Below are 26,283 nucleotides of genomic sequence, written 5' to 3'. Positions count from 1 at the left end.
ATCGTCCCCCGAACAAGCGAAGGGTAGGAAGACTAAGAGGCAACGATTCGTAACGAGTTCGCGGAATTACCTCCGAGGGACGGGTTGACACAGTGATCTCTCTCGTACTCGGCGGAGACGTCAACGTGCAGGGCCGAAGCGAGCCGAAAACGGCATTCCGGGCGCTGACACCGTTGTTGAGCGGGGCCGACCTGCGTTTTGTCAACCTCGAGGGTCCACTGTCGGGATCGATCAGTGACCACGGCGGTCTGGACATCCCGCACAAGCCGAATTGGCGCCATTCCGCGCCGGAAATGGTCGAGGCGCTCACCGCCGCCGGGATCGACGTGGTGTCGGTCGCCAACAACGTGACGTACCCGCCGCCGGCCATGCTCGCCAGCCTGTCGGTGCTGGAGAATGCCGGGATCGCGTACTGCGGCGGTGGTGCGAACCTCACCGCCGCGCACACGCCCGCCGTGATCGAACGGGCCGATCGCCGCGTCGCCTTCCTCGCGTTCACGTCGTTGTGCTGGCCGGTCGGCCAAGAGGCGAAGGCCGATTCGGCGGGCGTCGCGGTCGCCGGCGCGTACACCTCGTACCAGCCGGATCCGCGGGTGCTCGACGTGCCGGGCCGGCCGCCGATCGTCCACACCACCCCGGTGCCGGCGGACCTGGAACGCGTGGTCGCCGACGTCCACCGCGCCCGCGCGGCGGCCGACCACGTGGTCGTGTCGATGCACTGGGGGCTGCCGGGCGAAGAGCTCACCGAGTACCAGATCGCCTATGCCCACGCGATCATCGACGCGGGCGCCGACCTCGTGGTGGGCCACGGGCCGCACAGCATCCAGGCTGTGGAGGTCTACCGGGGGCGTCCGATCCTCTACAGCCTCGGCAACCTCGTGTTCGACTGGCCCGCGATGCGCGGCCGCCACGTCGACGGGCTGCTCGCCGGGTGCCTGCTCGGCGACCGGCCGCGGCTCGAACTCATACCGGTGCGCCGCGGCGAGGACAACGAGTGCGTGCCGCTGGCCGGCGAAGCGGCGGCACAGGTGCTGCGGCACGTGGCCGAACTGTCGGCGCGCCGGTCCACAAAGGTGGCCGTGGGCTCCGGGATCGGCACCGTCGAAGGGTTTCTCGCGCCGAAGCGCTGAGGGCGTTTCCCCAGGTCGTCACCCGGACGGCCCATCTGCCTTAAATGCAGGTCAAGCTTTGGCGCCGTCGGTTTGCGGCGGAGGTACCTTTACTCGCGAGCCCACGAGAAAGTGGCCCAGACCACTTCCCGGGAGCTCACGGGTCGCAAACCGTGGGGGGGAGGCGACACGATCACATGGGGGTTGATCGTGTTCGGCTCGCGCGGTTTGGCGCCCGCTGGGGTACGCCGCGGACGCGGGATTTCCGCTTTTCCCGCGACCGCGGCGTCCGCGAAAAGTTTGCCCCGGGGGTTCGTGGGCGGTGCGGCTCGGCGGCTTGGCGGCCGCACCGCTCACGGACGGGCCTTGCCGATGAGGGTCTTCGCTCCGGCCACCGCCGCGCGGCCGGCGCCCTTCGCGCCGGCGGCGAGGACAGTGGTCCAGTCGAAGTAGTCGCGCCACAGCACGATCCGGCCGTTCTCGACCTCGAAGGTGCCGCACACCCAGAACTCCGCCGCGAACGAGCCGCGGCGCAGCACATCGGTGCGTTCGGTGAGCACGACGTTGCCGTCGGCGGCGATGTGGTGCGTGCGCGCTTCGAACCCGGTGCCGAACCGGGTCAGCATGCGCAGCTGCTTCTCCACGGCCGCGAGCCCGCGGGCGGGCGGGAGCGGCACGTTCTGGTAGGTGATGTCGACTGCGACGTGGTTCAGCGCCCGCTCGACGTCCATGTCCTCGAGAGCCTGCAGGAACGCGGTGACCACGGCCTTGGGTTCGCTCATACGACCAGGTTAGGCCCGAACGGCCGGTCGCCCACGATGGCGACGCGTTCGGCCACCCGGTTGAGGGGGTGGTAGTCGTTCACTGCGTAGTGCTGGGTGGCGCGGTTGTCCCATAACGCCACGTCGACGCCTTCGCGCACGTCGGCCGGCAGGTTGTCGTAGGCGGCGGCCATGTCGACCCGCATCGTGTCGCCGCCGACCGGCGGGACCTCCACCAGCCGGAGGACGGAGCCGAGCGCGGGTGCGGGGCGCCAGGTGACGTCGGTGTGCCAGATGTTCTCGTAGCCCGGCATGCCGGCGGTGCGGGTGAAGCGGACGACTTCGTTGTTGTCGCCTTGCGGGATGAAGGGGCAGGTTTCAACGCTCCTCAGTGGGAAGCGAACACGCGCTGTTGTTCCGCCGTCAGTTTCTGTTCGCGGAAGAACAGCATCTTCCACTCCAGCAACGCGCGGTTCAGCTCTATGCGAAGCCGTGGGGTCATTGACGCTCCGAGGTCGACACCCTCACCCGGCCGAGGGTGCGGACGGTGAACAGTTCGTAGGGCGTTCTTCGGCGCCTTCGGGCAACCGGCGCAGCACGCGCGGGCCTTCGAGGATGCCGTCGGCGGGGGTGGCCGACAAGCTCGGCAGGTCGATCGACATCAAGCCCTCCGGGTGGGCGAATCGGCTTGGTTGAGCGGAGTTCGGCCGATCGGAGTGACTTGCCACGTGGACCGGGGCGCGCCTGTGCCTGCCCCGGCGGGGCGGCTGGGTCGGCGGCGCGGCGGGTGGCCGGCATGGGCGCGATGGTCGTCAGCGCTGCCGAGCGGGGTCAAGGCTCTTCACGATGTGAAACTGTCCTACGCCCGGCCGAGTGACCACACAGGACGTGATGAGGTTAGATCTCCCCCTACAGGGTGACGAGGTGGGGGCCTGGCCACCTTGAACTGGTTTGTTCCGGGAAGGGGAGGTCGCCATGGCGAGCTCGACGAGTGAGCGGCTGCGCGCCGCGGCCGACGCGCTGGACAAGGCCGCGGCCGACGCCGACCAGGCGGCCGGCCGCTTCGCCGAGGCGCGCCTGGAGTCCACGCCGTTCGGCATCTCCGCGCCGGCGCGCGAGCTGGCCTCGCGCTGGGAGGCCGCGCTGGCCGCCCGCGACGTCGACGCCCGCGTGCTGGGCGACGCGACGTCCGACCTCGCGGGCCGCCTGCGCATGGCGGCGGGCGGGCACGCGGAGAAGATCCGCCCCGCGGTGGCGACGGCGCTGTTCACCTGATGCCCTTCCTGCACCCGGCCCTGGAGAAGGCCGCCGCGACCCTCGAGCCGCTGCGGAAGGCCGGCGCGCGCCTCGGCGCCCCGGACCCCGTGGCCGCGCTGCAGCAGATCGACTGCTCACCCCCCGCCATCCGCGAGTCGGCCCGCACCCTGTCGGCCGGCCGCGACGTCCTGGTCACCGCCCGCCTCGCCTTCGAAAGCGGCGCCCACCGCGCGGAACGCCGCTGGGGCGGCGAGCCTGCCGCCCTGTTCCGCACCCGCGCCGACGAGCTCGACGTGCACTACCGGCAGGCCGCCGAAGCCGCCGCCCGCACTGCCGCCGTCGGGCTGGACTTGGCCGATCTGCTCGACCGGCTCGCGGCGGAGACGGCCGCTCAGGTCACTTGCGTCGCGGGGTCAGCCGCGGCGTCCGCGGTGGCGGTACTGGCGGGCGACCGCTCGACAGAAGCGGTGCAACCGGTGATCGAGGCGTGCGCCGCGGTCGTACGGGCCGTGGAAACGGGGGTGTCGACGATCATGGAGACGATCTCGTTCCTGGAGCCGTTCGGCACGCCGGTTCTGCCGTTCGACTGAGTCCCACTGGCTTCCGCCGACGCCCGGCAAATCCGTACCCCTCAACCAAACGCCCTCGACCGGCCGCGCCGACGACAGCTCGACCTTCGCGCAACACCGGCTTTGTCTTTCAAGGACGCCACCCGCCACCAGTGACCAATCCGCGGCAGTTGACCACCACGGGGGTCCGGGGGCAACGCCCTCCGGGCGGGGTCTGGGGGTTGCACCCCCAGAAAACACGGAGAGCGAGCTACCTCGACGCCTTCCGTCGACATAGCTCGCCCACTCGCGAGCGGTGGCGGTGGGATTTGAACCCACGGACGGGATTAACCGTCACACGATTTCGAGTCGTGCTCCTTCGGCCGCTCGGACACGCCACCGCCGAGAACAATACCGGAGGCCGAAGGCACGACATCGGCGGGGTGGCGGCGGGTGGCAAAGTACGTCTCGAGCAGCTCCGCGCACTCCTCGGCCAGCACACCGCCGTGGACTTCGGGGCGGTGGTTGAGCCGGCGGTCGCGCACGACGTCCCACAGGGAAGCCACGGCGCCGGTCTTGGGCTCCCACGCGCCGAACACCAGGCGGGCCACGCGGGCGAGCACGAGGGCGCCCGCGCACATCGTGCAGGGTTCCAACGTCACCGCGAGCGTGCAGCCCTCCAGACGCCAGCCGTCTCCGTGGACGCGGGCCGCCGCGCGCAGGGCGAGGATCTCCGCGTGGGCGGTGGGGTCGCCGAGCTCGACGCGGGCGTTGCGGGCCGCGGCGAGTGGCCTTCCGTCAGGGCCGAACACCACGGCGCCGATGGGCACATCGGCGCCTGGACCGCGCGCGGCTTCGAGCGCCGCCTGCACGGCTTCGGTGTCGGCCGGGCGTCTCAGAGCTCGTCCAGAAGTTTCGAGAACTCGGCCGCGAAGCCGCAGCGCTGGGCGATCATCTGGAGCTGCTCGTCGGGGTAGAGATCCACCTCTCCGACGATAACTTCAAGCTCGCCGCCCGGCAGTCCGAGATCGGCGAGGATGTCGAGGTCACCTTCGGGCCAGACGGCGTCGTCGTCCTCGTCGGGAGGGTCGACGCGCAGGACGTCGAGCACGTCCGCGGCGATGTCGTAGTCGAGCGCCGCCGCGGCGTCCGACAACAGCAGCGACGGCCCCCGCGGGCTCGGCCGCACGATCACGAAGAACTCGTCGTCCACCGCCAGGAGCCCGAACGCCGCGCCGGTCGAGCGAAGTTTCCCCAGCTCGGTGATCGCCGCGTCGAGCTCCGTGAGCGCCGCGGGATCGAGCGCACTGCACCGCCACCGACCGTCTTCTCGGACCACTGCCATCGCGAAGCCCGTGACCGGCTCTTGCACCGCCATGCGCACACCGTATTCCGCCGTCGATGCGAGCGCACGCACGGTGCACCCGAAGCGTCCGTGGTGCCACTATCGAGCCATGACCGGACCCACCGACCTGCCGACTCTCCCGGACACCCGCCTCGACGGGCTGCTCGACGCCGCGCGGGAGCTGCAGGACCGCACTGTCGCGTTGCGCCGCGCCCTGCACCGCCGGCCGGAGCAGGGGCTCCAGCTGCCCCAGACGCAGGAAGCGATCCGTTCGGCCCTCGCCGACCTGCCGCTTTCCGTGACCGAAGGCCGCTCCACGACATCGCTCACCGCCGTGCTGCGCGGCGCGCGCCCGGGCCCGGCCGTGCTGCTGCGCGGGGACATGGACGCGCTGCCGCTGCACGAAGACACCGGCCTCGAGTTCTCGTCCGAGGTCGACGACTCCATGCACGCCTGCGGGCACGACACCCACGTCGCCATGCTCGCCTCCGCCGCCCGCCTGCTGGCCTCGCGCGTCGACTCGTTGGCCGGCTCCGTGGTCTTCATGTTCCAGCCCGGCGAGGAAGGCCACCACGGCGCGCGCTTCATGATCCACGAGGGCGTGCTCGACGCCGCCGGCCCGCGCGTCTCGCAGGCCTTCGGCCTCCACATGATGGCCAACACGCCCACCGGCCTACTCCAGGTCCGCGGCGGCGCGATGATGGCGTCCGCCGACACCTTCCGCGTCGACGTCACCGGCCGCGGCGGCCACGGGTCCGCCCCGCAGGAAGCCATCGACCCCGTCCCCGCGGCGGCCGCGGTGGTCGGCGCCCTGCAGACGATGATCACCCGCCGCATCGGCGTCTTCGACCCCGCCGTGATCTCCGTGACCCGCATCGAGGCCGGCACGACCACGAACATCATCCCCGAGACCGCCGTGCTCGAAGGGACCATCCGCACCCTGTCGGAAGCCACGCGCGCCGTGGTCCGGACCGAGCTGCCCCGCGTCTGCGAGTCCATCGGGGCGGCCCACGGCTGCCGCGTCCTGGCCGACATCGAGCCGGGCTACCCGCCGACCGTGAACGACCCCGGGGTGGCCGCCGAGGTGCTGGCCCTTGGCGCGACGGTGCTGGGCGAGGAGAACGTCCAGGAGATTCCCCACCCGATCATGGGGGCGGAGGACTTTTCTTATGTGCTGCAACGGGTTCCGGGGGCGTTCGCGTTCCTCGGGGCGTGCCCGCCGGGGCTCTCGCCCTCGGACGCACCCGCGAACCACTCGAACCGGGTGGTCTTCGACGAGGCCGCGATGCCGGCTGGGGTGGCGATGTATGCGGCGTTCGCATTGAACGCTTTGCGGGGCTGAGGGCTGAGGGCTCACGAGGGGACCTTCGCTGGGCGAACGGTCCCGTCGTGCCGGTTCATGTGCACGAACGGTCCCCTCGCGACGTCAAGACTGGCACGAAGCGACCACTCGCTCCGCTGCTGTGGCACGAAAGGTCCCCTCGCCCGCGCTCGGCGCGCCGCGACCGGACCGCTCGCACTCAATCGACTGCACGAGCGGTCCAGTCGCGTCTCAGCCAGCGCACGAGTGGTCCGCTCGCGCCAGGATGCTGGGCACGAAAGGCCCGGTCGCACCCTGGCACTGCGTGCGAAAGGTCCAGTCGCACCCTCACGCTGTGCGCGAAAGGTCCTGTCGCGGGCGCAAACCGGCGCGCGAAAGGTCCAGTCACGCTGCCGGGCACTGCGACAGGTCCAGTCGCGTCGCAACCCGCGCGCGACAGGACCAGTCACGCCGCCGGGCACTGCGACAGGATCAGTCATGCGCGAGCGCCCGCACAAGTGGACCCTTCGCCCAGCGAACGGCCCCCTCGCACAGCCAGATCAAGCCGTCCTGCTCGGCTGCCCGTTCTCCAGGTGCCCGGCGAACCGCCGGTGCCACTCCGGGTGCCCGACGAGCGACAGCCGCACGTCATACCAGCCGGAATTGCCGGCCAGCGCATCAAGGGAAATCGTGTGCTGACCGTGCGCACCCACCACAAAGCCGGGGCGCCCCTTCACCGTCAACGTCGCCGGCCGAGACGCGGAATTTGTCACCTTAACCTGGAAAACCGGGTGCGCTGCCGAACCCGAAATGGCAGCCGCGACCTCCACCCCCGAAGTCGACGAATCCCCGGACGCCTCCACCACAAATCCATTCGGCCCGTGAACCGCGACATCATAAGAACCAGAAAACGCAATCTTCCCCGCAGCAGACCCGCCACCGGAAACGTCGAACAGCTGCGAAGCCCCACCGGCGTGATAAGCGTAAGAAGTCAACTGCAAACCAGCCGCCCGTGATTCGACGCCTGCAAAGCCGGCGACCCCGCACCCACCGAAACAAAAGCCACCGGCTGATAAGGCAACGCCCGCGCCGGAGCCGTTCCACGCTCCTGTTCCGGCATGGCCTGCTGCCCCGTCAGCGGGGGCGCCGGCTGGGGCAGCTTCGTCTGCGTCCGGTCCGCTTCGGCGCGCAACGCCGTCGCGTCCGGCAGCGCGGGGATCGAAACATCCCGACGCGAAAACTCGAAGCAACTGGTCAGGTCACCACAGATCTCGTGGCGCCACGCCGAGATGTTGGGCTCGCGCACGCCCGTCCACGTCTCCAGGAACCGCAGCACGGACACGTGGTCGAAGACCTGCGAGTTCACGAACCCGCCGCGGCTCCACGGCGAGATCACCGTCATCGGCACGCGCGGCCCGAGGCCGATTGGCGCCAGTGCGCCCGTCCCGACGCCGCCGGGGCCCGAGGGCTGGTTCACCGGCAGCAGCTCGCCCGGCGTCCCGGCCGGAGCGCACGGCGGCACGACGTGGTCGAAGAACCCGTCGTTCTCGTCGTAGTTGATCAGGACCACAGTGGACTCCCACAGCTTCGGGTTGTCCCATAACGCCTTCAGCACGCGCTGCGTGTAAGCCGCGCCGTCCACCGGCCGCGCGGCCGGGTGTTCGCAGTACGCGTACGGCGCCACCACCCACGAAACCGCCGGCAACGTGCCCGTCTTGCAGTCCGCCACGAACTGCTGCAGCACGTGGTCGACGTTCTTGTCCTGCCCCGAATCCGCCTACCACTGCGTGCGCAGGCCGGCCCGCTCGGCGAGCCTGCAGCAAGCAGAAGTCGTTGTCACACAAGGTGAACGCGCTCGCGAGCGCCCGGCGGAACGGCAGGTCCTCGCGGTTGAAGTAGCTCATGGTCACCTCGGTCTTCGCCGGGACCCATGCGTCGTAGGCGCCGTTGGCCCACGCCTGGTGCGTGGTCGCCCAGTCGTGCGCGAGGTCGCCGAGGTCTGGCCGTCGACGAGCGCGGTGTCGACGTGGAACGGCAGCAGGTGCCTCCGTCGGTGCGCTTCGCGTCGGGCTGGCGGAACACGTCACGCACCGTCGCGGTGTCGCCGAAGCCTCGAACACCGGCCGCCGTGCCGTAGTAGTGGTCGAACGACCGGTTCTCCTGCATGAGCACCACGACGTGCTCGACGTCGTCGAGGCTGCCGCGCCGCCGGGGACCCGCGGCCGCCTCGGCGAACGCGCCGCCGAGACCCGCCGCCGAGACCCGCCGCCGCGCCTGCCATGCCGGCCGCCGCCGCGCCGCCGAGCACCGAGCGACGGCTCAGCCGCCCTTCCGCCTACCCATTCCGTACCTCCTCGTCCGGAATGTGCGTGACGGAGATCCACCTCACGCGCGGCAAGCAGCCTTCCCCAGGTCACGGTGGACGACAAGCAGCCGAATGTGAACCGCGGCTGAACACGGTGGCGATTACACAACAGTGTTGATTTAATATCGGACATGACGACCGAATCCGAGCTCATGCAGGAGCTCCTCGAGCAGGAGAGCCGGCTGGTGTTTCCCCGGTTCGACAACGAGACCGCCCTCGCGCTCGGCCAGCACCTGCTCGCCGCGGCGCGCGAACGCGCCCTGCCCGTCACGATCTCCGTGCGCAGAAACGGACAGCGGTTGTTCCACGCCGCGCTCCCGGGAACATCGGCCGACAACGACGCCTGGATCGACCGCAAGAGCCGCGTCGTCGACCGCTACGGGCACAGCTCGTTCCTCGTCGGCACGCAGTTCCGTGCAAAGGGCAGCAGCTTCGAGGCCGACTCGCGCCTCGACCCCGACCTGTACGCGGCCCACGGCGGCGTGTTCCCGGTGCTGGTCAAGAACGTCGGGCCGGTCGGCACGGTCGGCGTCTCGGGCCTGCCGCAGGCCGATGACCACGCGTTCGTGGTCGAGCAACTGGCCGCGTTCCTCGTCGGCTGAAAAACCCCGCACAAAAACTGGTAGCCCGCGCACAAGAAGTTGTCGATTCGGCGCATCCCTCGTTCGACGGTTCACCAAGACCTGACGAACGAGGGAGACGACCGATGGGCAAGCTGATCGTCACGGCGTTCCTGACTCTGGACGGCGTGGTGCGCGGACCGGGTCACGTCGACGCGCAGATGGGCGCGGCACTGGCCCGCTGGCAGCGCCGCGCGTCGGCGTTCCTGCAGGTCAAGGACATCGCCGACTACTGCCCGAGCACCGGTGACCTGCCGAGGCACGTCGTCACCGGCGACCTCGCCACCGAGATCCGCCGGTTGAAGGCCCGCTACGACGGCGAGCTGCAGCTCCATGCCAGCGGCAGCCTCGTGGCCGAGCTCGACGACCTCGTCGACGAGTACCGCCTGCTCGTCTTCCCCGTCGTCCTCGGTGAAGGCCACCCGCTCTTCCCCGCCGGCGCCCACCCGCTCGCACTGCGCCCGCTGTCGACGAGCGCGACGAGCACCGGCGTCGTCATCCAGGAGTACGCGGCCGCGGGCGCGCCGACGTTCGGGTCGATGGCATGACCACGCTCACCGCCACCACGTTCGTCTCCCTCGACGGCGTGGTGCAGGGCCCGGGCACGCCCACCGAGGACCCGCGCGGCGGTTTCGACCTCGGCGGCTGGGTCACGCCGTACTACGACGCGGTGATGGCCGAGTACACCGCCGACTGGTTCTCGCGCGCCGACGCGTTCCTTCTCGGGCGCCGCACGTACGAGATCTTCGCGGGCTACTGGCCCTCCGTCGGCGGCTCCGACCCGGTGGCGGGACCGCTGAATACGCTGCCGAAGTACGTTGCCTCGCGCACGCTCACGCGCTCATCGTGGCAGGGCACGGCCTTCCTGCGCGACGACGTCGTGCGGGCCGTGACCGAGCTCAAGGCCGAGCCCGGGCGGGAGTTGCAGGTGCACGGCAGCAGCGATCTGCTCCAGACGCTGATGGCCGCCGGCCTGGTCGACGAGCACCGCGTGTGGGTGTTCCCCGTGGTGTTGGGAAAAGGACAACGGCTGTTCCCGCCGGGAACACCGCGCCGCGCACTCGAGCTCGTCGAACATCGCACGACCGGCAAGGGTGTCTCCGTGCAGGTCTACCGGACCGCCCGACCCGAAGATCAGGACGCCTGACCCACCACCCCAGTGCTACCCTCTGCGTCGTCACATCATATATCAGATCGGACACACCAGTGGCGTTCGAAGTGCAGAAACGGCGGTTGGCGGGCGTCGTCGCGATCCCCGTGACGCCGTTCAACGGGAGCGGCGGGGTCGAGACGGAGACATACGGCCGGCTCGTCGAGCGGCTGGTGACCAACGGCGTCGAGGTGGTCACGCCCAACGGCAACACCGGCGAGTTCTACGCGCTCGACGAGCACGAGACGCGGCTGTGCCTCGAGGTCACCGTGAAGGCGGCGCGGGAGGCGAGTGTGCTGGCGGGCGTCGGACACGACGTGCGCACGGCCGTGAAGGCGGCCCGGCACGCGCGCGACACCGGTGCCGACCTGGTGATGATCCACCAGCCGGTGCACCCGTACGTCTCACGCGAGGGCTGGGTCGAGTACCACCGCGCGATCGCGTCGGCCGTGCCGGAGATCGGCGTGGTGCTGTATGTGCGCAACCCCGAGATCGACGGCGAAGAACTTGCGCGCCTGGCCGACGCGGCGCCGAATGTGATCGGTGTTAAGTACGCGGTGTCAGATCCTGTGCGTTTTGCAACAGTTTCGCGTGACGCCGGTCTCGAACGGTTCGTCTGGATCGCGGGACTGGCCGAGCTTTCGGCGCCGGGCTATTTCGCGGTCGGCGCGCAGGGGTTCACATCAGGGCTGGTGAACGTCGCGCCGCGCGTCTCGCTCGACCTGTTCGCGCGGCTGCGCGAGGGCGATTTCGCCGGTGCCATGCGGTTGTGGGAACTGATCCGGCCGTTCGAACAGATGCGCGCGGCCGAACGCAACGCCAACAACGTCAGCGTGGTCAAGGACGCGTTGTCGCAACTCGGCCTCTGCCGGCCCGACGTGCGGCCGCCGAGCCGCCGACTGACCGCCGCCGAGCGCGAGCAGGTTTTCGGTCTGCTCTCGTCGTGGGGACTTTCTTGAGGTTTCCCGACACCCGCGGGCAATTGCCTTTGCAAGCCGAGGATGAGAGGGTGTGGTCAGGCTGCGGTGCCACCGCGGCCTAGGCCCCAGCGCCCTTCTCCCGGACCGGGACCGGACCCGTCGTGGCCGGAATCCGTCTCTGGACAAGCGATTCGCCTGAACCAGAGCGGTGTCGCGATGACAACTTCGCCCACTTTCGACGCCACGGAACCCGCCACCGGAAGCGATTTCGCCGAACTTTCGCGGCTCGTCAAGGCGGCCGGCCTGCTCAAGCGCCGCCGTACCGCCTACGGAATCCGCATCGGCCTCAACCTCGCCGCCTTCGCGGGCGGCTGGGTGGCGTTCGTGTTCCTCGGCGACTCCTGGTGGCAGCTGTTCCTCGCCGCCTTCTTCGCGATGATGTTCGCGCAGCTGGCCTTCATCGGCCACGACGCCGGCCACAAGCAGATCTTCTCCAGCCGCAAGGCCAACGACGCCACCGGACTCGTCCACGGTGGACTCACCGGGCTCAGCTACGGCTGGTGGATCGCCACGCACGCCCGCCACCACGCCAACCCGAACCACGAGGACGAGGACCCGGACGTCGACATCGCCGCGCTCGCGTTCTCGCGCGCACAGAGCCACGAGAAGCGCGGCTTCCTGCGCTGGGTGGCGAAGTACCAGGCGTTCTTGTTCTTCCCGCTGCTGCTGCTCGAAGGCCTCAACCTGCACGTGTCGAGCATTCGCGCGGTGTGGGCCGGTGACATGCGCCGGCACAAGCTCGAGTCGGCGTTGCTGATCGGGCACCTGGTGGCGTACCTGGCCGCGGTGTTCATCGTGTTGTCACCCCTGACGGGTCTGGTGTTCATCGTCGTACACCAGTTCCTGTGGGGGTTGTACATGGGATGTTCGTTCGCTCCCAACCACAAGGGCATGGAAATGCTCGTGACGGGCCACAAGCTCGACTTCCTGCGCAAGCAGGTGCTGACGTCGCGCAACATCCGCGGCGGCGTTGTCGTCGACTTCGCCCTCGGCGGCCTCAACTACCAGATCGAGCACCACCTCTTCCCGAGCATGGCTCGCGGGAACCTCAAGCACGCGCAGGTGATCGTGCGCGAGTTCTGCGCCCGCCACGGGATTTCCTACGCCCAGTGCGGCTGGGCGCGCTCCTACGGCTACGTGCTCGAACACCTTCACTCCGTCGGCGCTCCCCTGCGCGAGCGCGCGCCGGAGCCGGCCACGTCATGACCTCCGCCGAACACGAGACCCCGGCGGAGGTCCGGCCCGAGACGTCCTGCCCCAGCTGCCCGCACCCGCTCGAGGAGCACGACGTGATCGCCCGCAGGTACTGCGCGGCGACCGCGGCGGGCCACTCCGAGCGCGGCTGCGTGTGTGGCGCCGCGAAAAAAGCCGAGCACCGAGGACGCTGACCAGCGTCAGTCGAGTGGCAGCGTTTGCGGGAAGTCGAACAGCTCGAACACCGCCGGTGCGAATGTTGTCACTTCAGCGACATTCCCCCACGCGATTCGCAACACGTTGAGCCCGAACGCCCGGAACGCACCGTCGAGCCGGACGTAGGTCGCGAGCGCCGGCAGGCCGTTGGCCCGCGTTGCCAGCACATGGAACGCCACGGCGTCCGGGCCGCGCAACGCGGGCGCCCAGCCTTCGAGCACCGTCTCTCGGCCCGCGTACCAAGTCGGCTCCGCGCCGACGTGCCCGCCGGCGCCCGGGGCGTGACTGCAGCGGACGTCTTCGCGCAACAACGAAGCGAACGCCTCTTCGTCGTGATCCACCAACGCCGCCATATACCGCGCCACCACAGCGAGTTCCTCGTCGCTGCCCTCGGAAGACCACTCTGTCCGCCGCTGCGGCAGGTGTTCCTTCAGTGACGCCCGCCCCTGCAGCACGGCGGTGTTGATCGACGCCGGCGTCGTCTCGAGCGCCGCCGCCGTCTCGCGGGCCGACCAGCCGAGCACGTCACGCAGCACCACCGCCGCCCGACGGCGTGGGGACAGGTGCTGGATCGCCGCGAGGAAAGCCAGCTCCACCGTCTCGCGCGCGACCACCTCGCCGAGCACGTCGTCGGGCACCGGCTGCAGCCACGGCACCGCGACGTCCGGCCGCGGCGCCAGATCGGAACCGCCGGCCGTCGGCAAGTCCAGCACCGGCAGCTCACGCGGGTGCGCGGCGAGGTGATCCAGGCACGCGTTCGTCGCGATGCGGTAGAGCCACGCGCGCAGGCCGGCGTGGCCGTCGTAGGTGCCGCGGCCGCGCCACGCGCGCAGCAGCGTCTCCTGCACCAGGTCCTCGGCCTCGTCGAAGGAACCCAGCAGCCGGTAGCAGTGCACCCGAAGCTCGTGGCGGTGCGTCTCGGTTTCGGTCGCGAAGTCCGTCATCTCTTCAACCATGTCCCATGAGACGGGACGCGGCGGGAGAAATCGACTCTTCGCAGGTCAAACGGAATGTGGCCGAAGTTACTCGCGCGTCAAGAAGGTGTCAGCGCGGCCGGGCGGAGCGTCAGGGTGGTGTTCACGGCTGGGGCGAATCGAACACCACCGCAGTGTGCTGACGGTGTCCGAATTCGCACATCGCCCGGAGGTCACCGTGACACTCAGCGAGCTCCTCCCCAGCCTCGGTTATGAGGCCGCCGACCATCTCGAGCCGGGGCTCTGGCCGCGCAGCACCTGCCTCGGCGAAGGCGGTGAGCTGATCTTCGCGGGTGCTCCGGTGAGCCACCTGGCCAACCGGTTCGGGACCCCGGCGTACCTCATCGACGAGGCCCAGGTCCGCGAGACCGCACGCGCCTACCGCCGTGCCCTGCCGGAGGCCGAAGTGGCCTTCGCGAGCAAGGCGCTGTGTACGCGCGCCGTGCTGCGCTGGATGGCTGAGGAGGGCCTTTCGCTGGACACGTGTTCGGCGGGCGAGCTCGCCGTCGCGCGGTCCGTCGGCTTCCCCTCCGAGCGGATCCTGTTGCACGGCAACGCGAAAACCCCGGAAGACCTCAAGGCCGCGCTGGAGTACGGCGTGCGCCGCATCGTGCTCGACTCGCTCGACGAGATCGAGCAGCTCGGCGCGCTGGCCCACGGCGCGCAGCAGGTCATGATCCGCGTGACGCCCGGCGTCTCCGGCGACACCCACGCGGCGATCACCACCGGCACCGAAGGGCAGAAGTTCGGCTTCTCGCTGCGCCCGGATGTCCGCGACAACGTGGACCGCGCCGTCGCCGCCGTGCTCGCGCAGCCCGGGCTCAGGTTGGTCGGGCTGCACTGCCACATCGGCTCGCAGGTCGCGCGCGTCGACCGGTACGAGGAGGCCGCGCGGCGCATGGTGGAGGTGCTGGTGCGCGTGCGCGACCAGTACGGCGTCACCCTGCGCGAGCTGGACCTCGGCGGCGGCCACGCCGTGCCGTACCTCGATCGCGAGGCGTCGTTCGATCTCGACGGCTACGCGCGCCGGCTCCGGGTCGCGCTGGCCTATGAATGCTCGTCGCACGACTTTCCCTTGCCCCGCTTGACGATCGAGCCCGGACGCGCGATCGTCGGCCCCGCCGGGATCACGGTTTACCGGGTGTGTGCGGTGAAGCGCGGCAGCCGGACGTTCGTCGCCGTCGACGGCGGCATGAGCGACAACGCGCGCCCCGCCCTGTACGGCGCCCGCTACACCGCGCGCCTCGTCGGGCGGCACACGAAGGCCGCGCGCACGCCGATGACCGTGGTCGGCCGCCACTGCGAGACGGGTGACGTGCTGGCCGACGACATCTGCCTGCCCGGCGACGTGCACGCCGGCGACCTGCTGGCCGTGCCGTGCACCGGCGCGTACCACCACTCGCTGGCTTCGAACTACAACCTCGTCGGCCGCCCGCCGCTCATCGGCGTGCGCGACGGCTTCGCGAAGCTGCTCGTGCCGCGCGAAACCGAGGAGGACCTGCTGCGGCGCTGCTGAAGCGAGCCGGTTGCTGACCTCAGCCCCAGGTCAGCAACCGGTAGTGCAGCCCCGTCGACGATTCCTGCCACTCGCCGGCGGAGTCCGGCGGCCGCCCGACCTGGGGCGCGTATGTGTCGCCCTCGAAGTGCTCCTGGATCTCCGTGACCACGATCCGGTCCGCGAACGGCAGCGCCGCCCGGTACACCGCCTCGCCGCCCATCACCCACACGTCCCCGGACACCGCGGCGAACGCCTGCGCCAGGTCGGGGAACGTCTCGACGCCTTCCTGCGGCGTGCGCGAAAGTACGAGGTTGCGCCGGCCGGGCAACGGCCGGAACCTCGGCGGCAGCGACTCCCACGTGCGCCGGCCCATCAGCACGGTCGCGCCCGAGGTCAACGTGCGGAAGTGCTTCAGGTCCTCCGGCAGGTGCCACGGCAACGCGCCGTCACGGCCGATGACGCCGTTGGACGACTGCGCCCATTCGACCCCGATCACACCGCCACCGGTGCCTTGATGCCGGGGTGGGGGTCGTAACCGTCGACCGAGATGTGCTCGTAGGTGTAGTCGAACAGGCTGTCGGCCGGCTTCAGGCTCAGCGTCGGGAACGGCCGCGCGTCGCGCGCGAGCTGCGTGCGGACCTGGTCGACGTGGTTGTCGTAGATGTGGCAGTCTCCGCCGGTCCACACGAAGTCGCCGACGCGCAGGCCCACCTGCTCGGCGATCATGTGGGTGAGCAGGGCGTAGCTGGCGATGTTGAACGGCACACCGAGAAACAGGTCCGCGCTGCGCTGGTAGAGCTGGCAGGACAGCTCGCCGTCGGCGACGTAGAACTGGAAGAACGCGTGGCACGGCGGCAGCGCCATGCGCGGGATGTCGGCGACGTTCCACGCGGACACGATCATGCGCCGCGAGTCGGGGTTCTCGCGCAGCGTCTTGAGCACTTCGCTGATCTGGTCGACGTGCCCGTCGTCCGGGGTCGGCCACGAGCGCCACTGGACGCCGTAGACCGGACCGAGGTCGCCTTCGGGGGAGGCCCACTCGTCCCAGATCGTGACGCCGTTGTCCTGCAGCCAGCGGACGTTCGAGTCGCCGCGCAGGAACCACAGCAGCTCGTAGGCGATCGAGCGGAAGTGGACTTTCTTCGTGGTGACCAGCGGGAAGCCGTCGGCCAGCCGGTAGCGCAGCTGGTGCCCGAAGATCGACCGCGTGCCAGTGCCGGTGCGGTCCTGCTTGCGGGCGCCCGTGTCGAGCACGTGGCGGAGCAGGTCTTCGTACTGTGTGTCCGGCATGCCCACCAGCCTAAATCAGACCTCGATGGCTTCGCCGTCACGCGCCACCGACCCGCGGGGCAGGCGCTGGCCGGCGAAGAACTCGCGGCACGCGCGGTGCACGGCGAACATCAGCGGGAACCCGACCAGGATCGACACGACCCCGATCACCGCGACGCCGCCGATGCCGAACACGGTGGTCTCCCCCGCGTCCGGCTTCGCGTATGCGATGAGCGCGAGCACCAGCACGGCCAGGAAGAACACCCCGCCGACGAACGGCAACACGCCGCGCAGGACGAAGTGGCGCAGGCTGGTCAGAAGGGTCTTGCGGAACACCCAGACGCACGCAAGTGCCGTCATCGTGTACTCGATCGCGATGGTCAGCCCGACGGCGTCGACCGAGTCCGAGAGCACGTTGTCGCTCCACACCGCGAGCAGCACGTAGAGCACGAGCGCGACGAGGCCGAACGTCCAGGTGGAGACCGACGGCGTCCGGTACTTCGGGTGTACGCGGCCGAAGACCTTGGGCAGCGCACCGTGGCTCGCCATCGACAGCGTGGTGCGCGCGGCGGGCATGATCGTCGCCTGGCTGGTGGCGGCGCCGCTGGTGAGCACGGAGACGATGAGCAGCAGGCCCATCACCTTACCGAGCCCGGAGTCGCCGAACACCGCGCCGCCGAGGCCGGCCAGCACGTCTTCGGAGTTGGCCTCGTTGCCCAGGCCGATGCCGCTCTCCCCGACGCCGGCGAACGCGAGCGCGGCGACCGTGACGAGCAGGTAGTTGAGCAAGAGCAGCACCGTCGAGAGCACGGCGGCGCGTCCGGGCGCTCGGCGCGGGTCGGCCGACTCCTCGTTGACCGACAGCGAGCTTTCCCAGCCCCAGTAGATGAACACGGCCAGCAGCACCGCCGACACGGCCGTGCCGAGGCCGACCCCGTTGGGCCACAGCCAGCTCCACTGCGGGTGGCTTGCCTGCGGACCGGCGCTGCCCTCGTAGACGCGGACGAGGGCGACGGCGGAGAAGATGATGAGCACGGCGAGCTCGATGCCCAGCAGGATCCACTGGGCGCGCGCGGACACTTCGATGCCGCGGTAGCACAGGTAGCAGAGCCCGAGCAGCCACGCGCAGCCGATGGCGGTGGTCACGGCGCGGTTGTCCGCGAGGCTGTCCGCGCCCAGCAGGAGCAGCGTGTAGCGGCCGGTGAGCGCCGACTGGCTGCTCATGACCAGCAGCTGCGCGACGGTGACCACCCAGCCCGTCATCCAGCCCGCGCGGCTGCCGAACGCGCGCGTCGCCCAGGTGAAGTTGGTGCCGCAGTCGGGTTCGGCGGTGTTGAGCTCGCGGAACGCGACGGCCACGAAGAGCACGGGGATGAACGACAGAAGGATGAACGCGGCGGCCTTGAAGCCGGCGCCCGCGAGCACGATGAACCCGAGCGTCGCGGCGATCGAGTACGCCGGGGCCGTCGACGACATCCCGATCACCGTCGCCGACACCATGCCCAGAGCCCCTGTCCGGAGCCCTTTGGCCGGCACGGCCGGGGCGGGGTGCGCGCCGAGCGCGACGGCTTCGGGCATGACCGGTCCTCCTTACGCGGGGGTGGGATTTTGGTCGGACCCTCCAGGCCTTCGTTAGGCCTTCCGGGTCTTTTTCGTTCTTTCGGGGCCCTTCTGGGCCATTCACAGCCGCCAGACGGTACCGGGTAGGGGCTCGGGCCCGGCACTCCGTGTGCGCCGTCGCACATCCGCACACCGAAAACCTCACCTCCACGGCGCCTTGACCACTGATTTCGGCGTCGTCGTCAGCCTGGTCGGCGAATCGCGTGAATCCCGAAACAAACTCCTGTTCGGGCGCGAGGGCAGATACGCTGCGCGCCTAAGGAATCACATGCCGAAACACAGGGAGGGACGGCATGGGTGACGGAAACCGTACGAAGGTCGAGGAGCTGCGCGCGCCGAAGGCGTTGGACGGCACAGACAGAACCTTGATCGCCCTGCTCCAGAACGACGGCCGTGCCTCGTTCACCGCATTGGCCAAAGCAGTCGGACTCTCCGAGGGCGCCGTGCGCCAGCGAGTCCAACGCCTGCTGCGCGACGACATGATGCAGATCGTCGCCGTGACGGCCCCTGAAAACGTCGACTTGACCCGCCAGGCCATGATCGGCGTCACCGTAAGCGGCGACCCGCGCGAGGTCGCCAACCGCCTGTCGGACCTCGCCGACGTCCACCAGGTGGTCCTCTGCGCCGGCCGCTTCGATCTCCTGGCGTCGCTTCTCTGCCGTGACGACGAGCACCTGCTGGCCGTCCTGGGAGACCAGGTACGCCCCATCCCCGGGGTGACCTCCACGGAGCTGTTCGTGTACCTGAAGCTGGCCAAGCAGAACTACGCGTGGGGCAACCTGACCGTGTGAGGTTTTTCGCCGCGTTTCTCGGATGAGGCCGGGTCCCCGCCTCAGTTCCGAGCTTTTCGCCGCTGTGACTGGGTGTTTGAGGTGGGCTTCCTACTCCGGTCTCTTGCTTCTGGTTTGGGTGCGTGCCTTTTCTCTTTATCCCCCAGCCCTTCCCCAATCACCGCGCAGCCCCCGCCTTCCCGGGCAGGGTTCCGGCAAAGTCGTTGTGATGTTCGCGCCGACCCGATGGGCGCGCTGCGGCCGGGATGCATGGCGTTGCTGTCGCGTTGGTGCGATGGGTCCCTCTCAAGCTCGCAGGTTGTGCGAACGGTCCCCTTGCGCTCGCAGGTTGTGCGAACGGTCCCCTTGCGCTCGCAAGCTGGTGCGAAGGGTCCCCTCGTACCGGCTCGGCGGCGGGACCTATCGCGCGTGCATGCTGCGGCGCCGACGATCCGGTCGCGCCGATTCGCGACGCGAGCAGGCTGGGCGGCGGTCCCGTCGCGCTCGCCTGCGGCCCAAGCAGCTCGGTCGCGCCAGATCGTGACCGCGAGCAGCCAGTGGCAGCGTGGCAGTGGCAGTGGCAGTGGCCCCGCCGCACCCGCAGTGGCACAAGCGGTCCTGCCGCGACGCGACCACTCTCGCGAGTTGTTCCGGTATCCCGCTGTAACCCCGTGCCAGCCGTCCCCCCAAGCCCGGCGCCCGCAGGCGGCACAAGCGGTCCTGCCGCGACGCGACCACTCTCGCGAGTTGTTCCGGTGTCCCGCTGTCGCCCCGTGCCGGCGGTCCCCGCGGAGCCCGGCGCCCGCAACGTCTCGCCGCGCCGCCCCGCCCCGCCAACACCGGAGCGCCACAACAGCAGGCGAGCGGTCCGGCCGGCCCGCGGGCACGGCTCGTCGGCCGGTCAGCCCTGCCGGTCGCGCTCTGGCCGCAGCGGGTTGGCGGGGATCGGGTCGTCCTTGGGGAGGCGGAAGGGGACGACGAACCACAGCAAGCCGAACAGCAGGACCGTGAAGCTGCCCGCGGCGATGAAAGCGGCGGTGCCGTAGACGACCTTCGCGATGAGGGCGACCGTCAGCGTGACCGCCCCGGCGAGGCACCCGAAGCCGGCGAGCACGACGCGGTTGCCGACGCGCAGGATCTCGTCGCGGCGGCCCGTGCGGAACAGCAGCCGGTGCCACGCCGCGGGCGCGGTGAGCAGCGCCGTGGCGGCGACCGCCAGCAGCACCGCGACCAGGTGCAGCACCTTCTCGAGCCCGCTGGCCGCCTGGAACCGGTCCGTGAACACCACCGCCAGCAGGAACCCGAACAGGATCTGCACCCCGGCCTGCGCGACACGCAGCTCCTGAAGCAGCTCGCCGACGTTGCGCTGCAGCTTCTGGTTGCGCGTCTCCCCGGTGTGCTCCACGTCGCGGTTGTCGATGACCCCGTCGGCCTCCACCGGCGGTGCACCGTCGGTGGTCGAACCGAGGCCGACCCCACGGCGGAATTCGGCTCCTGCGGGGTCTGCGGTGGACGGGTTGGCTCGGCGCTGCTCGTCGGCGTCAGTCATCGGATGGACTCCAAGCTCGGCTTCGTGCCAAAACACTAAGCCCGACCGCCAGGCCCCGCCCTCCCCTCGAACCTGGCCGACCGGCCCCGTGAAGGTTTCACCCGATGCTGCCCACGACGGGGAACTGCTCACACGTTCGGGTGGCGCCCATGGCGTCGCAGTCCGCGCGCTGGCTAGAGAGTGACCATGCGAATCGCTTCCACACTCCTTTCCGCTGCTCTCGTCGCCGGCTTGGCCGGCCTCTCCGGCGCCACCGCCGAAGCGGCAACCCCGGTGCATTTCACCTCCGCGCACGGCACCTTCACCGGGTACGCCCCCGGTGCCCCCGCCGTGACCTACCGCACCGACCTCGTCCCGGGCGGCGCGCAGGCCCACGTGTTCGGCACGTCCGCACGCGCCACCGGCACCACCACCGTGCTCGTGGTCACCGGCCTGCTGCCGAACCACCAGTACGGCGCCCACGCCCACGCGAACGCATGCGGCCCCACCGGTGACGACGCCGGCCCGCACTTCCAGCACACGCCGGACCCGGTGAAGCCATCGGTCGACCCCGCCTACGCGAACCCGCGCAACGAGATCTGGCTCGACTTCACCACCGACCGCTTCGGCACGGGCCACGCCAAGTCCACTGTGGACTGGAAGTTCGGCTCACGACGCGCGCACTCCGTGGTGATCCACGAAACCCACACGCACACCGACCCCGGTCACGCCGGCACCGCGGGCGCCCGGCTGGCCTGCCTGGACGTCGGCTTCTGACCTAGAACCCCCAGGAGCGCTCCGGGACGATACGGACGCACACCGAGAACGACGCGTCGAACGCGGCCGCGTCGGCGTATCCGACGCCGACGTAGGACGGCTCGTACTTGTCGAGGTAGCCCGGCGCTTCGGAGGGTTTTCCCTCGTCGACGTGAGCGCGGCCGTTGACGACGAGGATGCTTCCGCCGTTTTCGTCGCTGTTGAGGTGAAAGCTCACCTCCGGGCTGCCGGCGATGTGGCGGAGCTTGGCGGTGTCGGGCTGGCTGAACACCAGGATGTCGTCGCCGTCGAGGACGAACCACACCGGACGCGGTGCGGGGCGCCCCCTCGGCGTGATGGTGGTCAGCCAGCCCACGGGCTCGCCGGCGCGCTTGATCAGGTTCGGGTCGGTTGTGTACGGCATCTTCGATCTCCCCTCGGAAGTGGTGAGTTCAAGAGAACCACAACCCACCGACAGTTTCCGCTAGCGCGAGGCGACCATCCGCGCATATCGGCTCCCTGCAAGCAAAAGAACCAGACCGGCGCCGAGAAATGCACCCACTCGGGCGAGCCCGTCGAGCGCCGCGAGGTCGAACAGCACCAGCTTCGCGACCGCGGCGGCGACCAGCACCAGACCCACCACGCGAAGCGCGACGACAGCGATACCGCGGAGAAGCAGGACGAGGGCGGCGACCGTCCAGGAGACGGTGATCAACGCGTGGCCCAGCAGGAAACCGGACCGGCCGGGAACCGCGAGGAGCGCCGCGCACAGGACCAGACCGGCTGCGCCGTAGAGGGCCGCGAGACCGCCGGGAAGCCACGGAAAAAGCTTACTGGGCTTGAGGATTTCGAGACGCACAGCGGCCCAGGTCAACGCGATCGCGGCACCCAGCATGAGCGCGGCCGCGGCGAGTGCGCCGAGCAGATCCGCAGTCGCGTGCGGACTCGGGACGACGAGCAGCGCCGGCGTCACGTCCACGACGATCGCGACAAGCCCGCCGATCACCGCGAAAGCCAGCGAACCCCCGAGCACGAAACGGTTCTTCGTGTAGCGAGCGGCGAACGCGAGCGCCACCGCTTCGCCGAGCAACACCGCACCCCCGTCGAATTCCGTGACAGTGGCTTGCAAAGCGGCAACCAGACCGGCGACACCCGCGACGGTGCCGGCTTGGCCACGCACGATCGGCCATGTCGAGACAAGGACAACCGCCACCGCGCCCGTCAAAAGCGCGGCCTGTGTCTTCGGAAGCACCACCGCGGCGGCCAACACGGGCAGCGGCGCGATGGCGAGTACGGCCAGCAGGGTCGGATCATTTTCCTTGCGGCGCAACATGATCATCGAAATCGCGGCGCTCACGAAGCCGGCGGCCGCCGCGACGCCGGTGTTCTGCGTGTGCAACGCGGTGCCGATCAGCGACGCTGTCAAGGGCGGAATTGCCGAAGTGAGCGAAAGGGACCACCACGACCGTCGCAACTGGACGGGCACCGTCGCGATCTGGATGATGAGCAAGAAGGTCACGAGTTCCGGCGTGAAGCCCTGGGTGATCACGGGTGCGCACACGCCGCAAGCGACAACAACGGAACTGGCGAGCAGAGGGGAATCCCACATGACGGCGAGCAACAGCCCGCCCAGCGCGGTCACGAGCCCGACGGCGAGGCCCGCGGGGATGGGCAGGAACTCGTACAGGGAGGTGGCGGCTATCGCGTCTAGGTAGAGCGTCGCGATCCCTGTCGCGGCAAGGGCGAACGCACCGGTGCGCGCGGCCGGCTTGCGATGCAGCCACGCCCCCGCGCCGACGAGCGCCGCACCGAACACGGCCCCCACGAGTATCCGCGGCAACGGTCCCAGCCACCCGCGCTGCACCGCGAGCCCCAGCAGCAGCACGACACCCAGCAACGTCACGGCCCCACCGACCCACGCGAGCAACCGCGACCCGGCGCCCTCCTTGCCGAGCCGCTCGCTCAGCGTGGGCGACGGGGTGTAGGGCGGGAAGGGGTTGGTGTCGGGGTAGGGCCGCTGCGCGTACGGCTGGGGTGCGGGCGGCATCGGGTAGGCGTAAGGGCCGGGGTAGGGCTGGTAGCCGGGGCCGTACGGCGAGTACGGCTGAGAGCCGGCCTGGGGGTGCGTTGGCTGCGGGTCCGCCTGGGACGGCTGGTGTGGTCCGGCTTGGTAGGTCGGCTGCGGAGCCGCCTTGGGTGACTGGTCTGGTCCGGTTTGCTGCGTCGGCTGCGGAGCTACCTGGGGCGACTGGTCTGGTCCGGCTTGCTGCGTCGGCTGCGGAGCTACCTGGGCCGACTGGTCCGGCCCGGCTTGCTGCATCGGCTGCGAAGCCACCAGGGGCGACTGGTCCGGCCCGACTTGGTGAGTCAGCTGCGGATCTGCCTGGAGCGACCCCGGGGGTGAGGCAGTCTGAGCCTGCGACTGCTCGCCGCCGGGCTGCTGCGGACTGGGCTGCGCTTGTGCGGCCGGCAGCGGGGTGGCGTGCGGCGGCGCAGCGGCCGGCGAAGGCTGCGCCTGCCCGGGCTGGCTCGGGTCCTGGACCGCAGCGGGCTGCTGCGTCTCGGCGGGCGTCACCGGCCGGCCCGGCGGCGCTGGCGGCTGAGAAGCGGGTTTGACAAGCGGGTTGACCGCCCCACCCTGCTGAGCCGGGTCCGGGGTCGACGTGCCGGGCGCCGCGGCGGAGCGGAGTTCGGTGCCGACGGCGGCGATGTGCCGGCCGAGGTCGTCGAGGGCGTCGGCGAGGCGGTGCAGCGTGGCGGCGTCCGTGGTCATGCGGTCAGGGTCGGGGATGGGTGGTGGTGATCGGATCCGTAGCACTACTCAACCCCGGACACGGGACGGTTGCGATCACCTCGGGCCAGTCTTCGCGACGAAGGCCCGGCGACGAGGAGTGGCGTGGACAATCAGCTGCTGAACGACGTCGCCGAGCCGGCCGAGGTGCACCGACCGCACGAACCGGGCGCGGCGACGTTCCTCCGGACGCACCACGAACGGCTCGCACACGCGCAGACCCCGCTCGAACGGCGGCGCACGCTGAGGTCGTCGCTCGGGCTGTTCCGCGGCGCGGCGGGGAGCTTCAACGACCTATCCCTCCACGACCACACGACCTTCTGTCCGAGAACGCGCATGGAGGAACTGCGGGCCGCCGTCGCGCGGCAGGCCGGCGAGGAGCTGGACCACCGCTGAGGCGCGGCCAGCGCCTCAAACCTGGGCGAGGTTCCCGCGCAGGTCACCGTCCGCTCCCCGGCTGGCGGGGAGCGGCCGTGCGCTCCGCGGCTGAAGCGAAGTCGCAGCACCGGTCGCCCCGGCGTTCCTCGGTTGGCAGCCGAGTCCCGAACACAGGCCGCCACACGTCGCGGCCTGCATCGGGGTCCTGCGGGGCCGTCCGCAACCCTCCCGAGCTTTGGATAGCGCCCGATACAGTAGTCCGGACCGTCAGCCGGCTTGAGCGATTACCTCGTCCATCGTCGCCATGATCGAGATGGTTTCGTCGAGCGGCATCAGTGGGCTTTCCAGCGCGCCAGCCGCGAGGAGCTGAGCGACCTCGTCTGCCTGATGGCGGAGGCCGCGGCCGGGGTCGGTGTGGGTGTGGCGGACGGGGGTGCCGCCGCGCGGGGTGACGGTGAACGAGGCCGGGGCGTAGAAGGCGCCTTCGATGTCCAGGCGGGCGTCGGTGCCGACGATGGAGGCCGTGGTGGGTGAGGCGGCGCGGAGGGTGCAGTTGAGGACCGCGTGGGCGCCGCTGTCGTAGCCGAAGAGCATGGACGTCTGGGCGTCGACGCCGGTGAACGCCGGCGAAACGATCGAGGCCACGCGCGACGGCGTCCCGAGGATCATCGACGCGAACGAAACCGGGTAGACGCCCAGATCGAGCAGCGCGCCGCCGCCGAGGGACGGGGCGAAGAGGCGGAAGTCGGCGTCCTCGGCGAACCACTGGCCGTGGTCGGCGGAGACGGTGACGATGTCGCCGAGCTCCGGGAGCAGGCTGCGGACGTGGTGGATGTGCGGCAGGAAGCGCGTCCACATCGCTTCCATCAGGAACAGTCCGCGTTCGCGCGCGAAGGAGACCAGCGAACGGGCCTCGTCGGCGTTCATGGTGAACGGCTTCTCCACCAGCACCGGCTTGCCTGCGGCCAGCGCGAGCATGGCGTTGTCGTGGTGCATCGGGTGTGGGGTGGCTACGTACACGACGTCGACGTCCGGGTCCTGCGCAAGCGCCTTGTAGCTGCCGTGGCGGGTGGGGATGCCGAGACGGTCGGCGAACGCGTCGGCGCTCTCCTGGCTGCGCGAGCCGACGGCGGCGATCACGCCGGAATCGGTGAGCTTCAAATCCTCCGCGAAGGCGCCGGCGATGCCGCCCGTACCCATGATTCCCCAGCGCAGCATGCGTCCTCCACGTTTTGGCCCGAAACTGTCGGACCCAAGACTTACCATCGACCCACCCGAACGGAGGAGGCGCCATGACCACACTCGTCAACCGCCCGAAGACCGGCCTGCTCGTGATCGACGTGCAGAACGGCGTGGTCGACCACGCCCACGAGCGCGACAAGGTCGTCGCCAACATCGGCGTGCTCGTCGACAAAGCCCGCGTCGCCGACGTCGACGTGGTGTGGGTGCAGCACAACAGCGACCAGATGCGGCGTGACAGCGAGAAGTGGCAGTACGTGCCGGAGCTCGTCCGGCGGGACTCGGAAGCGTTGGTCCAGAAGACCTACGCCGACTCGTTCGAGGAAACCGACCTCGAGTCAGTGCTGGCCGAGCGCGGAATCGGGCGCCTGTTCGTCTCGGGGGCGCAGACGGACGAGTGCATCCGCTCGACCCTCCACGGCGCCATCGCGCGCGGCTACGACGCCACCCTCATCGGCGACGCGCACACCACCGAAGACCTCTCTGAGTACGGCGCGCCGACGCCCGACAAGGTCATCGCACACACGAACCTGTACTGGAGCTACCACACGGCGCCCGGCCGGAAGGCCGGCACGGTGACCACCGAGGAGGTCGACTTCACAGCCTGACCTGTGC

27 protein-coding genes, 1 tRNA gene and 3 pseudogenes are annotated in these 26,283 nt (G+C 70.0%); 15 read left to right on the top strand and 16 right to left on the bottom strand.

Annotated elements, in window-relative coordinates; genetic code table 11:
- Positions 1–92: 92 nt before the first annotated feature.
- Positions 93–1,130 (top strand): CapA family protein, encoded by a 1,038-nt coding sequence (locus tag AB0383_RS11130; protein ID WP_364170167.1) that lies wholly within the window; start codon positions 93–95, stop codon positions 1,128–1,130.
- Between the two features lie 332 nt (positions 1,131–1,462).
- Here the strand turns inward: AB0383_RS11130 and AB0383_RS11125 are convergent, their stop codons facing one another.
- On the bottom strand, positions 1,463–1,891 hold the full coding sequence (locus AB0383_RS11125) for a limonene-1,2-epoxide hydrolase family protein (RefSeq protein ID WP_364170165.1): 429 nt from the start codon (positions 1,889–1,891) through the stop codon (positions 1,463–1,465).
- Positions 1,888–2,532: pseudogene (locus AB0383_RS11120) on the bottom strand (TauD/TfdA family dioxygenase). The gene AB0383_RS11125 and the pseudogene AB0383_RS11120 overlap by 4 nt, the downstream one beginning before the upstream one ends.
- Positions 2,533–2,845: 313 nt before the next feature.
- Between AB0383_RS11120 and AB0383_RS11115 the strand changes: the two are divergent.
- On the top strand, positions 2,846–3,145 hold the full coding sequence (locus AB0383_RS11115) for a hypothetical protein (protein ID WP_220244967.1): 300 nt from the start codon (positions 2,846–2,848) through the stop codon (positions 3,143–3,145).
- A complete protein-coding gene (locus AB0383_RS11110; protein WP_364170162.1) occupies positions 3,145–3,717 on the top strand; it encodes a hypothetical protein in 573 nt (190 codons plus the stop codon). Before AB0383_RS11115 ends, AB0383_RS11110 begins: the two co-directional genes overlap by 1 nt.
- A gap of 272 nt (positions 3,718–3,989) precedes the next feature.
- Here the strand turns inward: AB0383_RS11110 and AB0383_RS11105 are convergent.
- The 3 genes and pseudogenes from AB0383_RS11105 to AB0383_RS11095 form a co-directional block, all read right to left on the bottom strand.
- Positions 3,990–4,076 (bottom strand) — tRNA-Ser (locus AB0383_RS11105).
- A gap of 45 nt (positions 4,077–4,121) precedes the next feature.
- A pseudogene (locus AB0383_RS11100) lies at positions 4,122–4,547 on the bottom strand (nucleoside deaminase); the annotation flags it as partial.
- A gap of 23 nt (positions 4,548–4,570) precedes the next feature.
- Positions 4,571–5,053 carry a tRNA adenosine deaminase-associated protein gene (locus tag AB0383_RS11095; protein WP_354864834.1) on the bottom strand — a complete coding sequence of 161 codons (483 nt, stop codon included), beginning with the start codon at positions 5,051–5,053 and terminating at the stop codon, positions 4,571–4,573.
- 76 nt (positions 5,054–5,129) lie between these two features.
- Between AB0383_RS11095 and AB0383_RS11090 the strand changes: the two genes are divergently transcribed.
- The gene (locus tag AB0383_RS11090; protein ID WP_366186680.1) at positions 5,130–6,362 is read left to right on the top strand and encodes a M20 family metallopeptidase; all 1,233 of its coding nucleotides are present in this window, start codon (positions 5,130–5,132) and stop codon (positions 6,360–6,362) included.
- Between the two features lie 518 nt (positions 6,363–6,880).
- Here the strand turns inward: AB0383_RS11090 and AB0383_RS11085 are convergent.
- The 3 genes and pseudogenes from AB0383_RS11085 to AB0383_RS11075 all read right to left on the bottom strand — a co-directional run.
- On the bottom strand, positions 6,881–7,315 hold the full coding sequence (locus AB0383_RS11085) for a phospholipase domain-containing protein (protein ID WP_366186678.1): 435 nt from the start codon (positions 7,313–7,315) through the stop codon (positions 6,881–6,883).
- Positions 7,312–8,064 (bottom strand): alkaline phosphatase family protein, encoded by a 753-nt coding sequence (locus AB0383_RS11080; protein ID WP_366186676.1) that lies wholly within the window; start codon positions 8,062–8,064, stop codon positions 7,312–7,314. The genes AB0383_RS11085 and AB0383_RS11080 overlap by 4 nt, the downstream gene beginning before the upstream one ends.
- A 133-nt stretch (positions 8,065–8,197) precedes the next feature.
- Positions 8,198–8,407: pseudogene (locus AB0383_RS11075) on the bottom strand (alkaline phosphatase family protein); the annotation flags it as partial.
- A 409-nt stretch (positions 8,408–8,816) separates the two neighbouring features.
- Here AB0383_RS11075 and AB0383_RS11070 point away from each other — a divergent pair.
- The 6 genes from AB0383_RS11070 to AB0383_RS11045 all read left to right on the top strand — a co-directional run bounded on the left by AB0383_RS11070 (position 8,817) and on the right by AB0383_RS11045 (position 12,823).
- Entirely contained in the window at positions 8,817–9,287 is a 471-nt protein-coding gene (locus AB0383_RS11070; protein ID WP_366186674.1) for a heme-degrading domain-containing protein, read from the top strand.
- Positions 9,288–9,391: 104 nt separating this feature from the next.
- The gene (locus AB0383_RS11065) at positions 9,392–9,853 is read left to right on the top strand and encodes a dihydrofolate reductase family protein (RefSeq protein ID WP_366186672.1); all 462 of its coding nucleotides are present in this window, start codon (positions 9,392–9,394) and stop codon (positions 9,851–9,853) included.
- Positions 9,850–10,452 (top strand): dihydrofolate reductase family protein, encoded by a 603-nt coding sequence (locus AB0383_RS11060; protein ID WP_366186670.1) that lies wholly within the window; start codon positions 9,850–9,852, stop codon positions 10,450–10,452. The genes AB0383_RS11065 and AB0383_RS11060 overlap by 4 nt, the downstream gene beginning before the upstream one ends.
- Positions 10,453–10,511: 59 nt before the next feature.
- Positions 10,512–11,414 (top strand): dihydrodipicolinate synthase family protein, encoded by a 903-nt coding sequence (locus AB0383_RS11055; protein ID WP_366186668.1) that lies wholly within the window; start codon positions 10,512–10,514, stop codon positions 11,412–11,414.
- 177 nt (positions 11,415–11,591) lie between these two features.
- Positions 11,592–12,641, top strand: a complete 1,050-nt coding sequence (locus AB0383_RS11050) for an acyl-CoA desaturase (protein WP_366186666.1) — start codon at positions 11,592–11,594, stop codon at positions 12,639–12,641.
- On the top strand, positions 12,638–12,823 hold the full coding sequence (locus AB0383_RS11045) for an RGCVC family protein (RefSeq protein WP_366186664.1): 186 nt from the start codon (positions 12,638–12,640) through the stop codon (positions 12,821–12,823). Before AB0383_RS11050 ends, AB0383_RS11045 begins: the two co-directional genes overlap by 4 nt.
- 6 nt (positions 12,824–12,829) lie before the next feature.
- Here AB0383_RS11045 and AB0383_RS11040 read toward each other — a convergent pair whose 3' ends face one another.
- Entirely contained in the window at positions 12,830–13,789 is a 960-nt protein-coding gene (locus AB0383_RS11040) for an RNA polymerase subunit sigma-70 (protein WP_366186662.1), read from the bottom strand.
- A 208-nt stretch (positions 13,790–13,997) separates the two neighbouring features.
- Between AB0383_RS11040 and lysA the strand changes: the two genes are divergently transcribed.
- Positions 13,998–15,335 carry a diaminopimelate decarboxylase gene (lysA, locus tag AB0383_RS11035; protein ID WP_366186660.1) on the top strand — a complete coding sequence of 446 codons (1,338 nt, stop codon included), beginning with the start codon at positions 13,998–14,000 and terminating at the stop codon, positions 15,333–15,335.
- A 19-nt stretch (positions 15,336–15,354) separates the two neighbouring features.
- Here the strand turns inward: lysA and AB0383_RS11030 are convergent, their stop codons facing one another.
- From AB0383_RS11030 to AB0383_RS11020, 3 genes are read right to left on the bottom strand one after another with little or no spacing between them, the layout of a single operon-like run.
- Positions 15,355–15,813, bottom strand: coding sequence for a dihydrofolate reductase (locus tag AB0383_RS11030; protein ID WP_366186658.1), 459 nt, complete (start codon positions 15,811–15,813; stop codon positions 15,355–15,357).
- Complete coding sequence (locus AB0383_RS11025) at positions 15,810–16,607, bottom strand: thymidylate synthase (RefSeq protein WP_364170129.1); 798 nt, start codon at positions 16,605–16,607, stop codon at positions 15,810–15,812. Before AB0383_RS11025 ends, AB0383_RS11030 begins: the two co-directional genes overlap by 4 nt.
- Positions 16,608–16,622: 15 nt before the next feature.
- Positions 16,623–18,164 carry an APC family permease gene (locus tag AB0383_RS11020; RefSeq protein WP_366186656.1) on the bottom strand — a complete coding sequence of 514 codons (1,542 nt, stop codon included), beginning with the start codon at positions 18,162–18,164 and terminating at the stop codon, positions 16,623–16,625.
- Positions 18,165–18,499: 335 nt separating this feature from the next.
- Between AB0383_RS11020 and AB0383_RS11015 the strand changes: the two genes are divergently transcribed.
- Positions 18,500–18,997: an Lrp/AsnC family transcriptional regulator gene (locus AB0383_RS11015; protein ID WP_366186654.1), complete on the top strand. Its 498-nt coding sequence runs from the start codon at positions 18,500–18,502 to the stop codon at positions 18,995–18,997.
- A gap of 880 nt (positions 18,998–19,877) precedes the next feature.
- On the opposite strand, the gene AB0383_RS11010 is transcribed toward AB0383_RS11015, so the two are convergent.
- Positions 19,878–20,381 carry a DUF6328 family protein gene (locus AB0383_RS11010; protein ID WP_364170733.1) on the bottom strand — a complete coding sequence of 168 codons (504 nt, stop codon included), beginning with the start codon at positions 20,379–20,381 and terminating at the stop codon, positions 19,878–19,880.
- Positions 20,382–20,711: 330 nt separating this feature from the next.
- Between AB0383_RS11010 and AB0383_RS11005 the strand changes: the two genes are divergently transcribed.
- Positions 20,712–21,281, top strand: a complete 570-nt coding sequence (locus AB0383_RS11005) for a superoxide dismutase (protein WP_366186652.1) — start codon at positions 20,712–20,714, stop codon at positions 21,279–21,281.
- A gap of 1 nt (position 21,282) precedes the next feature.
- Here AB0383_RS11005 and AB0383_RS11000 read toward each other — a convergent pair whose 3' ends face one another.
- The gene (locus AB0383_RS11000) at positions 21,283–21,684 is read right to left on the bottom strand and encodes a pyridoxamine 5'-phosphate oxidase family protein (RefSeq protein WP_366186650.1); all 402 of its coding nucleotides are present in this window, start codon (positions 21,682–21,684) and stop codon (positions 21,283–21,285) included.
- 60 nt (positions 21,685–21,744) lie between these two features.
- Complete coding sequence (locus AB0383_RS10995; protein ID WP_366186648.1) at positions 21,745–24,033, bottom strand: DUF2339 domain-containing protein; 2,289 nt, start codon at positions 24,031–24,033, stop codon at positions 21,745–21,747.
- A gap of 123 nt (positions 24,034–24,156) precedes the next feature.
- On the opposite strand from AB0383_RS10995, the gene AB0383_RS10990 reads away from it, so the two are divergent.
- Positions 24,157–24,447 (top strand): hypothetical protein, encoded by a 291-nt coding sequence (locus AB0383_RS10990; RefSeq protein ID WP_366186646.1) that lies wholly within the window; start codon positions 24,157–24,159, stop codon positions 24,445–24,447.
- Between the two features lie 249 nt (positions 24,448–24,696).
- On the opposite strand, the gene AB0383_RS10985 is transcribed toward AB0383_RS10990, so the two are convergent.
- The gene (locus tag AB0383_RS10985) at positions 24,697–25,647 is read right to left on the bottom strand and encodes a Gfo/Idh/MocA family oxidoreductase (RefSeq protein WP_366186644.1); all 951 of its coding nucleotides are present in this window, start codon (positions 25,645–25,647) and stop codon (positions 24,697–24,699) included.
- 74 nt (positions 25,648–25,721) lie between these two features.
- On the opposite strand from AB0383_RS10985, the gene AB0383_RS10980 reads away from it, so the two are divergent.
- Complete coding sequence (locus AB0383_RS10980) at positions 25,722–26,276, top strand: isochorismatase family protein (RefSeq protein WP_366186642.1); 555 nt, start codon at positions 25,722–25,724, stop codon at positions 26,274–26,276.
- The last annotated feature ends 7 nt before the right edge of the window (positions 26,277–26,283 follow it).

The organism is Amycolatopsis sp. NPDC051373 (assembly GCF_040689465.1).
Classification (GTDB): Bacteria; Actinomycetota; Actinomycetes; order Mycobacteriales; family Pseudonocardiaceae; genus Amycolatopsis.
This window is presented reverse-complemented; position numbering and strand designations above follow the sequence as displayed.

Bases quoted from the DNA above. Each gene is read 5' to 3' on its own strand.
- AB0383_RS11125 (WP_364170165.1), bottom strand. From the start codon at position 1,891: ATGAGCGAACCCAAGGCCGTGGTCACCGCGTTCCTGCAGGCTCTCGAG.
- AB0383_RS11115 (WP_220244967.1), top strand. From the start codon at position 2,846: ATGGCGAGCTCGACGAGTGAGCGGCTGCGCGCCGCGGCCGACGCGCTG.
- AB0383_RS11110 (WP_364170162.1), top strand. From the start codon at position 3,145: ATGCCCTTCCTGCACCCGGCCCTGGAGAAGGCCGCCGCGACCCTCGAG.
- AB0383_RS11095 (WP_354864834.1), bottom strand. From the start codon at position 5,053: ATGGCGGTGCAAGAGCCGGTCACGGGCTTCGCGATGGCAGTGGTCCGA.
- AB0383_RS11090 (WP_366186680.1), top strand. From the start codon at position 5,130: ATGACCGGACCCACCGACCTGCCGACTCTCCCGGACACCCGCCTCGAC.
- AB0383_RS11070 (WP_366186674.1), top strand. From the start codon at position 8,817: ATGACGACCGAATCCGAGCTCATGCAGGAGCTCCTCGAGCAGGAGAGC.
- AB0383_RS11065 (WP_366186672.1), top strand. From the start codon at position 9,392: ATGGGCAAGCTGATCGTCACGGCGTTCCTGACTCTGGACGGCGTGGTG.
- AB0383_RS11060 (WP_366186670.1), top strand. From the start codon at position 9,850: ATGACCACGCTCACCGCCACCACGTTCGTCTCCCTCGACGGCGTGGTG.
- AB0383_RS11050 (WP_366186666.1), top strand. From the start codon at position 11,592: ATGACAACTTCGCCCACTTTCGACGCCACGGAACCCGCCACCGGAAGC.
- AB0383_RS11045 (WP_366186664.1), top strand. From the start codon at position 12,638: ATGACCTCCGCCGAACACGAGACCCCGGCGGAGGTCCGGCCCGAGACG.
- AB0383_RS11040 (WP_366186662.1), bottom strand. From the start codon at position 13,789: ATGACGGACTTCGCGACCGAAACCGAGACGCACCGCCACGAGCTTCGG.
- AB0383_RS11025 (WP_364170129.1), bottom strand. From the start codon at position 16,607: ATGCCGGACACACAGTACGAAGACCTGCTCCGCCACGTGCTCGACACG.
- AB0383_RS11020 (WP_366186656.1), bottom strand. From the start codon at position 18,164: ATGCCCGAAGCCGTCGCGCTCGGCGCGCACCCCGCCCCGGCCGTGCCG.
- AB0383_RS11015 (WP_366186654.1), top strand. From the start codon at position 18,500: ATGGGTGACGGAAACCGTACGAAGGTCGAGGAGCTGCGCGCGCCGAAG.
- AB0383_RS11005 (WP_366186652.1), top strand. From the start codon at position 20,712: ATGCGAATCGCTTCCACACTCCTTTCCGCTGCTCTCGTCGCCGGCTTG.
- AB0383_RS11000 (WP_366186650.1), bottom strand. From the start codon at position 21,684: ATGCCGTACACAACCGACCCGAACCTGATCAAGCGCGCCGGCGAGCCC.
- AB0383_RS10995 (WP_366186648.1), bottom strand. From the start codon at position 24,033: ATGACCACGGACGCCGCCACGCTGCACCGCCTCGCCGACGCCCTCGAC.
- AB0383_RS10985 (WP_366186644.1), bottom strand. From the start codon at position 25,647: ATGCTGCGCTGGGGAATCATGGGTACGGGCGGCATCGCCGGCGCCTTC.
- AB0383_RS10980 (WP_366186642.1), top strand. From the start codon at position 25,722: ATGACCACACTCGTCAACCGCCCGAAGACCGGCCTGCTCGTGATCGAC.